Consider the following 11,951-nt stretch of genomic DNA (forward strand, 5'->3'; position numbering starts at 1 on the left):
AAGGTCCGTTGCCGCACACGGGCAGGGAAGTGGCGATCTGACCGGGCGAGTTGCGGCGATTTGCCCCTTCACTTTTTAAGAAACCTTGTTGAGAAAGTCATAGCTCTGTGAAGGCCCGTTGATTTGCACTCGTCAATCGGTCAGGGTTTCGAGCGAGCCGCCGGAGAGTTTCCTTCCGGTGGCCCAACCCCCCACAAATCCTGACGAGGAGAGCCTTCTTTCATGGCAACTCACAAGCGCGTCCGCAAGTTCAGGATCGTCGCCGTCGCGACCGCGATCACCGCGGCGGCCGGAGTGACCGTCGCCACCGGCCCGTTCGCCGGCGCGGCCCCCACCCCCGCCGAGGGCACCGTCCACGGCCTCGGCGCGGCGAACGCCGTGGCGGGCAGCTACGTCGTGCTGCTCAACGAGACGACCGACAAGGCCGGCAAGACCGAGCTGGCGAAGGAGTACGGCGGCACGCTGCGCCGCAGCTACGACTCCCGCGTCAACGGATTCTCCGTCAACGACCTCACCGAGACGGAGGCCAAGCGGCTCGCCGCCGACCCGGCCGTCGCCAAGGTCGTCCAGAACCGCACCTTCACCATCAACGAGACCCAGGACAACCCGCCCTCCTGGGGCCTGGACCGGGTCGACCAGGCGGACACCGCCGGGGACCGGAAGTACACCTACCCCGATGCCGCGGGCGAGGGCGTCACCGCGTACGTCATCGACACCGGCGTCCGCGTCAGCCACGGCGACTTCGGCGGACGCGCCACCGACGGCTTCGACGCCGTCGACAACGACAACACCGCCCAGGACGGCAACGGCCACGGCACCCACGTCGCCGGCACCATCGCCGGAACCGCCCACGGCGTGGCCAAGAAGGCGAAGATCGTGGCCGTCCGCGTCCTCGACGACAACGGCTCCGGCACCACCGAGCAGGTCATCGCCGGCATCGACTGGGTCACCGAGAACCACCAGGGTCCGTCCGTCGCCAACATGAGCCTCGGCGGCAGCGCCGACCCTGCCCTCGACGAGGCGGTCAAGAAGGCCATAGCCTCCGGCGTCACCTTCGGCGTCGCCGCCGGCAACGAGTCCTCCGACGCCGGCCAGGGCTCCCCGTCCCGCGTGCCCGAGGCGATCACCGTCGCCTCCTCCACCAAGGACGACCAGCAGTCCAGCTTCTCCAACTTCGGCTCCGTCGTGGACATCTACGCCCCCGGCTCGGACATCACCTCCGCCTGGAACGACAGCGACACCGGCACCAAGACCATCTCCGGTACGTCCATGGCCACCCCGCACGTCGTCGGCGCCGCCGCCGTCTACCTCGCCGGCCACCCCGACGCCACCCCGGCCCAGGTCGCCGAGGCGCTGACCGGCGGTGCGACCGCCGACAAGATCGGCAACGCCTCGCCCGGCACCGCCAACAAGCTTCTGAAGATCGTGGAGTAGCCCCCACCCGCCCGACGACGGCCCGCCGCGCCCCCTCCCAGGAGGGCGCGGCGGGTTCTTTCGGCTACGGGGTCAGCGCCCGCGCCGCCCCCGGCCGGCGGGCCCGCGGTCCTCCTCGTCCTCCCCTTCTTCCTCGTCTCCTTCCGCCCCTTCGTCCTCGTAGTCCTCGGCGTACTCCTCGCCGGGCTCCGACTCCTCGTCCTCGTACTCCTCCTCGTCCCCCTCCCCGGGTTCCTCGGGGCCGTCCTCCTCGTACCAGTCCTCGGGCTCCCCCTCCTCGTCCCCTTCTCCCTCTTCCTGTTGCTGCTGTTCCTCCTCCAGGGCCTCCTCGTGCGTGCGGACCACCTCGCCGTCGCGGATCTCGCCGCGCCAGCCCTCGGGCTCGTCGTCGGTGAGGGTCACGTGCCGGCGGAAGTGCTTCACGTCGAGCCGCAGCCGACGGCCCTGGGCGCGCCAGAGGTTGCCCGTCTTCTCGAAGAAGCCGGAGGGGTAGTACTCGACGGTGATCAGGACCCGGGTGAGCGACGGGCCCAGCTCGTGGAAGCTGACACAGCCCCGGGTCGATCCCTTAGCCCCGTCCGAGGTCCAGACGATGCGCTCGTCCGGCACCTGCTCCTGGACCGTCGCCTTCCAACTGCGGGTGGAGGGCCCCACCTTGACCTTCCAGTCGCTGGAGGTCTCGTCGCCCTGGGAGACGTTGCGCACGCCCTTCGTGAAGCCACTGAAGTCCTCGTACTGCGTCCAGTGGTCGTACACCCTCCGGAGCGGAGCGCCCACGTCGATCGTCTCGACGATGCTGGTGATCTTCTGGGTCCCGCTCTTCCGTTTGCCCTTCCCCTTGCCGCCGAACAGGTTCGACGCAGTATCGGTGACCTTGTCCTTCAGGCTGCCGAACGTGTGGCCCACCATCGCCTTGACGGGCGAGTCGCCTTGAAGCATGCGCCCGCCGATGTCCGCGATGCTGCCGCCGTTGTCGGCCACGTCCTGGAGCCGGTCGGTGACGTCCCCCAGCTTGTCCGTGGCCTTCTCGGCCAGTTGGCCGGTCTGGGCGGAGAGGTAGTCGCCGACTTCGCCGAGCAGCCGGTCCAGTCCGGATCCCGACTCCTTGGCGGAGGTGCGGTTCTCGGGTGCCATGACCTACCTCCGCGCCGACGGCTTGCGCGCGGCCGTCTTCTTCGCGGCGGTCTTCTTCGCCGCCGGCTTGCGTGCCGTGGTCTTCTTGGCCGCGGTCTTCCTGGCGGGAGCGCTCTTCTTCGCCGCCGTCCCCTTCTTCGCAGGGGCGCTCTTCTTCGCCGCCGTCTTCTTGGCCGGTGCCTTCTTCGCGGCCGGTTCCGCGGCCGTCTTCTTCGCCGCGGCCTTCTTGGCGGGTGCGCTCTTCCGGGCAGGAGCGGTCTTCTTCGCCGGAGCCGTACCGCGTCCTTGGGAGGGCTTGCGCGTGCGGGACGACAGACGCGAGGGCCGACTCGGTTCCGGCTCCTCCTGCTCCTCCGGCTCGTCCTCCTCGGCCTCTTCGTCCTCCTCCGGTTCCTCGTCCTCCTCCCACGCGTCCTCGTCCTCCTCGTACTCCTCGGGTTCCTCGTCCTCGTAGCCCTCCTGGTCCTGCCGGTCCTCTTCCTCGTCCTCGTAACGCCCTTCCTCGTCCTCCTCGCCCCCGCCGCTGCCGATCGCCAGCGTCCGCTCGTGCAGCGAGTCGGCGAGGTCGGCGAGCTTGCGGTCCGCCGCGGCCTTGAGCGCCTGGCGGCCGACGTTCAGGGTCTCGCCCTTCAGCTGGTCGCCCATCTCCGCGACCTGGGGTATGTCCTTGAGCCTGCTCAGACCCTCCGCCACGAGCTGCCGGGGTTCGAGGCCGAAGCGCCGCCCCGCCAGATAGGTCGCCGCCGTGAACGCGAGGCGCCCCTTCTTCGTCCGTCCCAACACGTAGCCCCCGGCCACCGCGGCCGCCAGAGCGATCTTGGACGCGTCATCCATGGCCTCTGTCCCTTCACCGGGCGCACGCGGCCTCGCCGTCACCTCGTACGGAACTCTCCGTACCGGGTCGCACCTCCGCGCACACTTCCGTGGAGGGCGTCCCTTTCGGGCGGTGGGGAACGAGCCTGCTCTCCCGGGCATGGCTTTTATCCCTATATCATGAAATTCTAGCCTCAACTGGCTGCACGTCCTCCGGAAGTGCCACATGGTTTCAGCAGATTCGGAACGCCCCCGGCGGGCCGCCCCGCGCGCCGACGCCGAACAGCGGGAACGCGCCCCCTCCCGGCGCCGACCCGCACCGCGCCGGGCCAAGGCCGTCGACGCCGGTTCGGCGATGAGTTCGGCCGCCGAGCAACTGGCGAAGCTGCTCGGCCGACCGCCCGAATCGGTCTCCTCGCTCAGACCCACCGACTCGGGGTGGGAGGCGCAGGTGGAAGTGGTGGAGCTGGAACGCATCCCCGACACGACCAGCGTGCTGGCCAGTTACAAGGTCGCACTCGACGAGGAAGGCGCGCTGATCTCCTTCGAACGCACCCGCCGCTACAGCCGCGGGATGATCGATCGGCCGTTCTGAGCACGGTTCGGCCGTGAAGGGAGGCACCATGACGATGGTGCCGCAGGGCGGCGGCAGTGCCGTCGGCAGGGGCGGAGGCTCCTCGGGAACCCTCTACGACGTCCTGGAGCTCATCCTGGACCGGGGCCTGGTGATCGACGTCTTCGTCCGCGTCTCGCTGGTGGGAATCGAGATCCTCAAGATCGACGCCCGGATCGTGGTGGCCAGCGTGGACACCTATCTGCGCTTCGCCGAGGCCTGCAACAGGCTCGACCTGGAATCCGGCCGCAAGGCTCCGGCGCAGCTTCCCGAGGTCGTCGGCGGCATGATGGAGGGCGGGGCCCACGGCAAGTCCAAGGGAGCGCTCAGCGGGGCGGTCGACGCCGTCACCGAGTCCCTGACCGGGAAGTCCCGCGGCGACGAGGAACCGGACGAGGAGGAGGAAGCGGAGGAGGAGCCCGCTCCCCGACGCCGGCGACCCCCCGCCCGACGCGCGGCGCGCCGGGAGAAGGAGTGACCGATGGCCCTCTACGTCTACGCGATCACGGGGAAGGACCACCCCCTCGCCGTCGGGGACGTGACCGGCGTCGGCGCCGATCCGTCCCCGGTGCGCGCCCTCGCGTGCGGACCGCTGTACGCCGTGGTCAGCGACGTCTCCGAGGAGATCCGGCCCAAACGGCGCGACCTGCTGATCCACCAGGAGGTGCAGGAGCGCCTCATGGAGGGCGGCCCGGTCCTGCCCCTCCAGTTCGGCTACACCGCCGTCGACGAGGAGGTGGTCGAACAGGCGCTCCGCAAGGACGCCGAGGGCTACCTCGCCAACCTGGAACGGCTCGACGGCTGCGCCGAGTACCACGTGCGGGCCTCCCGGAACGAGGAGGAGCTCCTGCGGCAGATCCTGCGGGAGACCCCCGAGACCCGGGAGCTGAACGACCGGATCCGCGCCGGGGACCCGGACCCCCAGCTCCCGCTGACCCTCGGCCGCGCGGTCGCCGCGCAGGTGCAGGAACGGCAGGACGCGCTCGCGGCCGGACTGACCGACGCCCTCGTCCCGTACGCCAGGGAGCACGACGTCCGGCCCGCGTCCGGCGACGACTTCCTCAACCTCTCGCTGCTGGTCCCCGACGACCGGAGGGAGGAGTTCCTCACGGCGCACGCGGGCCTCGTCCGGCAGCTCGGGGACGGGGTGGAGTTCCGGCTGAGCGGCCCCCTGCCGCCGTACAGCTTCGTGCGGTAGCGGAAGACGGGCGAGGAAGGAGGAGGAACGGGGATGGGACTGCTCACGCAGCTGCTCACGCTTCCCGTCGCCCCGGTGCGCGGCGCCGTCTGGGTCGCCCGGAAGGTCGTGGAGACGGCGGAGGAGGAGTACTACGACCCGGCCCCCGTCTGGCGGGAGCTCCGGGAGCTGGAGGGCCGGCTCGTACGGGGAGAGATCGACCAGGAGGCCTTCGACCGGCGGGAGGACGAACTGCTCGACCGGCTGGACGAGATCGACGCCTACCGGCGGGGTCCGCGATGACCCGGAAGCGAGGCCGCCGTGTCTGACCCCCTGCCCGACCGGTTCGGGTCCGTCCCCTCCCGGGCGGCGCCGGTGCCGTACGGGCCGAGTTCCTCCGCCAACCTCGCGGACATCCTGGAGCGGGTGCTCGACAAGGGCATCGTCATCGCCGGGGACATCCGCATCAACCTGCTCGACATCGAACTGCTGACGATCAAACTGCGGATCCTGGTCGCCTCCGTGGACAAGGCGAAGGAGATGGGCATCGACTGGTGGGAGCACGATCCCTCCCTCTCCTCGAAGCACACCGGCGGGCCCCTGGCCGAGGAGAACCGCAGGCTCCGCGCGGAGCTGGAGGCGCTGCGGCGCGAAAGGCTCGCGACGGGGGAGCCACCGGAAGCCGAGGTCTTCGAGGACGTGGAGGCCGCCGACGGCGCGGAGCCGGAAGACGAAGCGCCCCCCGCCCGGGCGACGCGGAAGAGGCCGCCACGGAAGCGCGGCACATGAACGCCCGCGAGGACCTCACCTACGTGTACGCCGCGGTCCCGGACACGCGGGAGGTACGCGCGTCCCTCGGGGGACTCCGAGGGGTGTCGGGCGCTCCCGTCTCCCTCCTGGCGGCCGGGACGGCGCCCGTCGCGTTCGTCGTCAGCCGGGTCGCGCCGGACGAGTTCGACGAGCGGACGCTGAAGGCCCGGTTCGAGGACCTGGAATGGCTGGAGGGCGTCGCCCGCGCCCACCACGAGGTCGTCCAGACCGTCGCCCGCCACGACACCGTCCTCCCGCTACGCCTGGCGACCGTCTACCAGAACGACGACCGCGCCCGCCGCGCCCTCACCGACCAGAGCCGGGCCTTCACCGAACGGATCGCCCTCCTCCGCGGCCGGAGCGAGTTCGGCGTCAAGTTGTACGTCAGCCCCGCGGGCTCCACCGACCGCACCGGCCGCACCGATGGCGCGGAGTCCCGCGAGGGCGCCGCCGACGACGCCTCCCTCACCCCCGGCAAGGCCTATCTGCGCCGCCGCCGGGCCCAGCACAGCGCCCAAGAGACCCGCTACCGGTACGCCCAGGAGGCCGCCGCCCGCGTCGAGGCCCTGGCCCCCCGGTTCAGCACGCACCGGGTGCGCCACCCCGCCCAGACCGGGGCCCTGGCGGGTCCGGAGGAGAACGTCCTCAACGACGCCTACCTTGTCCCGCACGACCGCGCCGAGGAGTTCCGCACGGCGCTCGCCGCCGCGGTGGAGGGCCTCGACGGCGTACGCGTCGAGGTGACCGGGCCGTGGGCCCCCTACTCCTTCGCCACGCCGTCACCACCGTCCGGCCCCGGGGCCGCCGGGGAGGGGGCGGCGCCATGACCGCCTCCCGGCCCACCGAGTCGCTGCCCGGCCGGCAGGTCGCCCTGGTCGACCTGCTCGACAGGCTGCTCAGCGGGGGAGTGGTCCTCTCCGGCGACCTCGTCCTGTCGATCGCGGACATCGACCTCGTCCGCATCTCGCTCCGCGCCCTGATCGTCTCCGTCGACTCGGAGGCGGACCCCTTGGCACCACCGGACCGGGAGGGGACGGTGAACGCCCCACCGGACCGGGAGCGGACGGTGAACGCCCCACCGGACCGGGAGCGGACGGTGAGCGCCCCACCGGACCGGGAGCGGATGTGAACGACGAGGCGGACCCGGCGCCGGGGGAGCGGAGGCGCCCTCCCGAGCCGCCCCCGTCCCTGCGCAGAGCGGGCGCCGCCCTGAACGACGCCTTCCGCCTCCTCCAGGCCCCGCCCGCCCCGGCCGACGAACCCCCGCGACCCGCCCGCAGGCTCCGGACCGACCACGAATCGGTGGAGGAGGACCTGCTCAAGCTCGTCCTCACCGTCGTGGAGCTCCTGCGCCAGCTCATCGAGAGGCAGGCGCTGCGGCGCGTCGACGCGGGCGACCTCACCGACGACCAGGAAGAGGAACTGGGCGCCACCCTGATGGCCCTGCACGACGCCCTGTCCGACCTCTGCGCCGAGCACGGCTACACGCTCCAGGACCTCAACCTCGACCTCGGCCCGCTCGGCCCCCTGCTGCCGCGGGAGGACTGAGCCCCACGGCTCCGGTTCACGTCATCGGGCGGAGACGGTGATGCCCGCCAGGTCGAGGGCCCTGGCCACGGCGGGCAGGTCCAGCGGCGCGTCGTCGTGCCGGGCGGGCCGCAGCCGTCCGAGGAGAAGCTCGGGTCGCAGCCGGTGCGCCTCGGCGTCGGCCAGGAAACCCGCCGCGTCCGCCCCGCCGCCGTCCGGGGCGTGGAGGTGGTCCGACAGCGCTCCCCGCACCTGCTCCCCGTCGACGAAGCCGCTCATGCCGCAGTCCAGACCGTCGTCCCGGAGGTCACCGGGATACGGCGCACGGGCCCAGGCCCCGTCCTCGTACCAGTAGACGCAGCCCAGTTCGTACCCCTCGATCAGGTCGCGCAGTTCGGCGTACGGGAGCCAGTCCGGCCCGCCCGCCAGCATGTCGATCGGCGTCGCGTGCCACTTCACACCGCTCGACTCGTCCTCGCCGTAGAGCACGAAACGGCCCTCGCCCATCCGGGACATGGTCCACCAGGTGCAGCCGGAATCGTCGTGGTGCAGCCCCTCGGCATCGATCCAGAGCCCGGTCCGGTAGCCGCTCGCGCGCCCCTCCTCCGCGGTGGTCGCCCCGATGGCGGCGAGCAGTGCCCACCGGCCCCACAGCGCCTCGCCCGGCGGAAGGTCCTCCGGAAGTCCCGGCCGGTGAATGGTCATGCGTGCCCCCGTGCGTTCTCGCCCCGATGATGATCACACCAACAGTACGGTCCCCCCGGCGACCGGCCGCACGGCCCCGCCGGCCCTGCCCCACGGGTCAGGAACGGCCGGCCGTGGCGAAGATCCAGCGGTTGGCCGCCGGGGCGTCGCCCAGTCCTGCCGCAGGTCGGCGGCGCACGGGCGGTGCTCGGCGACGGGCTCCGCCCCGTGCCGTCGAGCACCGACTGGCTGAAGGCCGGCACGCCGGTCGAGTCGATCTCGTGGACGACGGTTCCGGCGGGCCCGTCGAGCCGGAAAGGTTCGGGAGTCAAGGCCCGCGCCCAGCAGCACCACTTGGCGCGCGCCCGCCCGCGCGGACGCCATCAGGTGGTCGTCCAGGATGCGGGTCCTCAGCCCGAAGCACGGCCGAGCCTGCCCCACAGCGGGTCCGAGTCGCAGCCGGGGACCTCGTCGGGGTGGGGCGGCCAGTCGGCGGTGTCCGGCGCCACCCGGACGAAGGCGGCGGCGAACAAGTCGCGGGCGAGCGCGTCGGCGAACTCGTTCACGGCGGCGTCGAACCGCCGCGGGTCGAGCACGGCGGCGGTGAACCCCTCGGGGCTGATCCGCCCGTCGCCGTCGCCGTCGCCGTCCAGCTCGGCCAGGAGCGTGTCCCCGTACCGGCGGAAGGCGTCAAGAGCCGTGCCCCGGCCTTCCCTGCGGCCTTTCCTTCGGATTTTCCTCCGGCCTTCCTTCCGTCCGCTGACGGAGGAACGCCCGTTCCGGACAGGCCGGAACGGGCGGGGGAACGGCAGGGAGGCGGGTCGGGAGGCGCGGTCAGTCGCGGTCGACTTCCTGGCGGAGGACCCGCCGCTCGGTCGTGGAGACCTCGTACGTCGTCTTGTCCCAACTGCTGGTGTCGACGACGTCCACCGACCAGGAGTCGTCGTCCAGCTCCACGGCCGTGACGGTGCCCTTGTTGTCCTGGGTGGCCGTCTGGACCGCCTGCTCCGGCGTGACCGTGGTCCGCTTCAGCCGGTCGGCCAGCTCCTGCTTGTCCTCGGCGTCCTGGTCCGCGTCCGGCTCGTCGCTGATGACCTTGCCGCTGACGCCGTCGACCCAGACGTCGTGGAGGGTGCCGTCCGCCGTGGCGACGCTCGTGTGCCACGCCGGTGTCCGCGCTCCCGCGCCCTCCGACGGGCTCGCGGAGGCGGTCGCGCCGGCGCTCGCGGACGGGGAGGCGGACGCGGTGGCGCTGCCGCTCGGCCGGGCGCTCCCGCTGGCGGTGGCGTTCGGCGGTGCCCAGGCGAGCTCGGTCTCGACCAGCTTGCCCTGGGGGACGGCGGCCACGGCGGTCTGCACGGCCTTGTCCCAGGTGATCTTCGTGGCCGGGACGAGCCGTTGGCGCTCGGCCTGGTCGTCGGTGAGCCGCGGCGAGGCGGACCCGGAGGGGGAGGCGGACGCGGAGCCCGTCGCCGTCGGACCGGTGGTGGCGGTGGTCTGGGCCGGTGCGATACGGGCGGAGGTCGTGGTGGTCTCCTTCTGCTCGGAGCCGCAGGCGGCGAGCAGAAGGGCGCAGGACGCGGCGAGGCAGGCGACGGCCGGGCCGCGCAGTCGATGTCGCAGAGAGGTACTCATGCGTCCATTCCTGACCCGGCTTCCCCGCTCCGTGACGCACCGGGCCGCGCAACCACCCGATCGCGGCCCTCCTCCGGTCCGGACGGGGGAAACCGACCTGGCTCCCCGTCCGGACCGGGCCCGCCTCATTCGTCGGACGACAGGCCGTCCCCGTTCGTGTAGCGGATCCGCGCCCACAGCGGCAGGCCGAACCAGCAGACCAGGTACCAGGCGAGCACCCCGGACACCAGCCACGGCACGTAACCGTCGTGCGTGGCCACGCGCAGGATCAGGAAGAGCGCCGAGACCAGCGTCGCGAGGAGCAGGATGAGACCGAGGAACGTGAGCCGGGACGCCCAGACGACCGCCTGGGGCTTGATGCGGCGCCCCGACACGATGCGGTGGAAGGCCACGGGCCCGATGAGGGCGCCGGTCGCCAGCGAACCGAGCACGACGGTGACGATGTAGATCGTCTTGTCGGTCTGCCCCAGACTCTGGAAATGCGGTGTGAACACCACGGTGAGCAGGAAGCCCAGCAGGATCTGCACGCCGGTCTGGGCGACCCTGATCTCCTGTATGAGTTCGGTCCAGCGCCGGTCCGCCCGTTCCTCGGGGGCCTCGCGTCTTCTGGTCCGCCGGTCGCTCTCGGGTATCTCGTCCTCAGCCATGGCGTCCTCTTTCCCGCAGGTCCGCATCCCATCCGCCCGAGTTTTCCTTCTCCCAGCGTGCGCGCCGCCCGCCGTTCCGGCCCGGCGGACGGCGGCGGGCACGCGCGCGTTGAGGAGTGCGATCACCGGAGGGCCTGCGTAGCCTGGGAGCCACCCCGGAGGCGTTCGGGGGGAGGACGAGCCGCTCCACGCCGCCGCAAGACGCCGGAGAAGAGCCGCGGAGGTCGTGTGTCGACGTACGAGGATGTCCTGGGCGATCTGCTGGCCCGTTCCCACCTGCGGTCCGGTCGGGAGCTCGCGGGCCTCGTCCAGGACGCGGGCCGCCGCATGGGGTTCCGGAGCACGGCCATGTACGTCACCGACCTCCAGCAGATCCGGCTGATCGCCCTGCCCCAGCCGGACGCCGGCCACCAGCCGACGCTCGACGTCGACACCTCCCTCGCGGGCCTGGCCTACCGCACGCAGCAGGCACAGCGGTCGAGGGACGGAGCCACCGCCTGGCTGCCGATGATCGACGGGGTCGAACGCATCGGCGTCCTGATGGTGACGGCGCCCGCCCTGGACGACGCCCTGCTCGGACGGGGTGGGACGCTCGCCGGGATCGCCGCCCTCCTCACGGTGTCGAAGTCCTCCCACAGCGACCTGCTGGTCGAGACGGAACGCGCGCGTGCCATGACGGTGCAGGCCGAACTGCTGTGGGCCTTCCTGCCGCCGCGGACCATCGGCACGACGGAGGTCACCTCCTCGGCGGTCCTCGAACCCGCGTACGACATCGGCGGCGACACCTTCGACCACACCCTGGACGACCGCGGTCTGCACCTGACCGTCATCGACTCCATGGGCCACGACCTCGCCTCCGGCGGAGCCAGTGCGGCCGGACTCGCCGCCTGCCGGGCGGCCCGCCGCTCCGGCGGTTCGCTGACCGACATCGTCACCTCGATCGACCGGATCCTCGACACCTGGTTCACCGACCGCCTCATGACCGCCGTCGTCGCCCATCTGGACACCTCCGACGGACGGCTGACCTGGATCAACTGCGGGCATCCGCCGCCCCTGCTGATCCGCCACGGCAGGGTCCTCCCGCAGGTGCTCGACCGGGAGCCCGACCTGCCGCTCGGCTGGGGGTTCCTCAGGGACTCACCACCCACCGAGCACACCGCGCGCCTCCAGCCCGGCGACCGGATCCTCCTCTACAGCGACGGCGTCACCGAGGCGCGTTCGCTCGGCGGGGACTTCTACGGCGAGGAGCGGCTGGCCGACACCGTCATCCGCGCCACGGCGGCCGGCGCCCCCGCCCCCGAGGCCCTTCGCCGCCTGGTCCAGGGCCTGCGGCAGCACCAGGGCCACAAACTGCGCGACGACGCCACCATCCTGCTCACCGAATGGCATCCGAGCGGACGCGGCGGAGGCGCACGGCCGGCGGCGGAAGGACACGACCGGATCCCGGAGGGCGAGTGATCGCTCCGGACGCGGGTAG

General features: G+C 72.0%; 17 protein-coding genes. 10 read left to right on the plus strand and 7 right to left on the minus strand.

Translation table 11 applies throughout. The features are described 5' to 3' along the window. Positions 1-222: 222 nt before the first annotated feature. Positions 223-1,434 (plus strand): S8 family peptidase, encoded by a 1,212-nt coding sequence (locus OO47_RS03845; RefSeq protein ID WP_030212302.1) that lies wholly within the window; start codon positions 223-225, stop codon positions 1,432-1,434. Between the two features lie 72 nt (positions 1,435-1,506). Here the strand turns inward: OO47_RS03845 and OO47_RS03850 are convergent, their stop codons facing one another. Beyond that, positions 1,507-2,568 (minus strand): SRPBCC family protein, encoded by a 1,062-nt coding sequence (locus OO47_RS03850; RefSeq protein WP_030212305.1) that lies wholly within the window; start codon positions 2,566-2,568, stop codon positions 1,507-1,509. 3 nt (positions 2,569-2,571) lie between these two features. Beyond that, entirely contained in the window at positions 2,572-3,402 is an 831-nt protein-coding gene (locus tag OO47_RS03855; RefSeq protein ID WP_030212307.1) for a hypothetical protein, read from the minus strand. Between the two features lie 205 nt (positions 3,403-3,607). Here OO47_RS03855 and OO47_RS03860 point away from each other — a divergent pair, with 205 nt between their 5' ends. From OO47_RS03860 to OO47_RS03895, 8 genes are read left to right on the plus strand one after another with little or no spacing between them, the layout of a single operon-like run. Beyond that, entirely contained in the window at positions 3,608-3,976 is a 369-nt protein-coding gene (locus tag OO47_RS03860; protein ID WP_030212310.1) for a gas vesicle protein GvpO, read from the plus strand. A gap of 28 nt (positions 3,977-4,004) precedes the next feature. Beyond that, positions 4,005-4,472: a gas vesicle structural protein GvpA gene (locus tag OO47_RS03865; RefSeq protein WP_030212313.1), complete on the plus strand. Its 468-nt coding sequence runs from the start codon at positions 4,005-4,007 to the stop codon at positions 4,470-4,472. Positions 4,473-4,475: 3 nt separating this feature from the next. Next, positions 4,476-5,192: a GvpL/GvpF family gas vesicle protein gene (locus tag OO47_RS03870; RefSeq protein WP_030212316.1), complete on the plus strand. Its 717-nt coding sequence runs from the start codon at positions 4,476-4,478 to the stop codon at positions 5,190-5,192. A gap of 33 nt (positions 5,193-5,225) precedes the next feature. Then, the gene (locus OO47_RS03875) at positions 5,226-5,474 is read left to right on the plus strand and encodes a gas vesicle protein GvpG (protein WP_030212319.1); all 249 of its coding nucleotides are present in this window, start codon (positions 5,226-5,228) and stop codon (positions 5,472-5,474) included. An 18-nt stretch (positions 5,475-5,492) separates the two neighbouring features. Next, positions 5,493-5,960 (plus strand): gas vesicle protein, encoded by a 468-nt coding sequence (locus OO47_RS03880; protein ID WP_030212324.1) that lies wholly within the window; start codon positions 5,493-5,495, stop codon positions 5,958-5,960. Beyond that, positions 5,957-6,808, plus strand: a complete 852-nt coding sequence (locus OO47_RS03885; RefSeq protein WP_030212327.1) for a GvpL/GvpF family gas vesicle protein — start codon at positions 5,957-5,959, stop codon at positions 6,806-6,808. The genes OO47_RS03880 and OO47_RS03885 overlap by 4 nt, the downstream gene beginning before the upstream one ends. After that, positions 6,805-7,110: a gas vesicle protein gene (locus OO47_RS37600; RefSeq protein WP_078489464.1), complete on the plus strand. Its 306-nt coding sequence runs from the start codon at positions 6,805-6,807 to the stop codon at positions 7,108-7,110. The genes OO47_RS03885 and OO47_RS37600 overlap by 4 nt, the downstream gene beginning before the upstream one ends. Continuing rightward, a complete protein-coding gene (locus OO47_RS03895; protein WP_030212332.1) occupies positions 7,107-7,529 on the plus strand; it encodes a gas vesicle protein K in 423 nt (140 codons plus the stop codon). Before OO47_RS37600 ends, OO47_RS03895 begins: the two co-directional genes overlap by 4 nt. A gap of 21 nt (positions 7,530-7,550) precedes the next feature. Here the strand turns inward: OO47_RS03895 and OO47_RS03900 are convergent, their stop codons facing one another. The 5 genes from OO47_RS03900 to OO47_RS03915 form a co-directional block, all read right to left on the minus strand. After that, positions 7,551-8,213, minus strand: coding sequence for a hypothetical protein (locus tag OO47_RS03900; RefSeq protein WP_030212341.1), 663 nt, complete (start codon positions 8,211-8,213; stop codon positions 7,551-7,553). 33 nt (positions 8,214-8,246) lie between these two features. Continuing rightward, complete coding sequence (locus tag OO47_RS38705) at positions 8,247-8,576, minus strand: class I SAM-dependent methyltransferase (protein ID WP_407696275.1); 330 nt, start codon at positions 8,574-8,576, stop codon at positions 8,247-8,249. 26 nt (positions 8,577-8,602) lie between these two features. After that, positions 8,603-8,788, minus strand: coding sequence for a hypothetical protein (locus OO47_RS38710; protein WP_051715878.1), 186 nt, complete (start codon positions 8,786-8,788; stop codon positions 8,603-8,605). A 238-nt stretch (positions 8,789-9,026) separates the two neighbouring features. Continuing rightward, positions 9,027-9,827 (minus strand): PepSY domain-containing protein, encoded by an 801-nt coding sequence (locus OO47_RS03910; protein ID WP_030212343.1) that lies wholly within the window; start codon positions 9,825-9,827, stop codon positions 9,027-9,029. A gap of 125 nt (positions 9,828-9,952) precedes the next feature. Further along, positions 9,953-10,474, minus strand: a complete 522-nt coding sequence (locus OO47_RS03915) for a DUF6328 family protein (RefSeq protein ID WP_033207980.1) — start codon at positions 10,472-10,474, stop codon at positions 9,953-9,955. A gap of 228 nt (positions 10,475-10,702) precedes the next feature. Here OO47_RS03915 and OO47_RS03920 point away from each other — a divergent pair, with 228 nt between their 5' ends. Further along, complete coding sequence (locus OO47_RS03920; protein WP_033207982.1) at positions 10,703-11,932, plus strand: PP2C family protein-serine/threonine phosphatase; 1,230 nt, start codon at positions 10,703-10,705, stop codon at positions 11,930-11,932. The last annotated feature ends 19 nt before the right edge of the window (positions 11,933-11,951 follow it).

Origin of the sequence: Streptomyces bikiniensis (assembly GCF_000716625.1) — a bacterium.
GTDB classification, from domain to species: Bacteria; Actinomycetota; Actinomycetes; order Streptomycetales; family Streptomycetaceae; genus Streptomyces; species Streptomyces bikiniensis.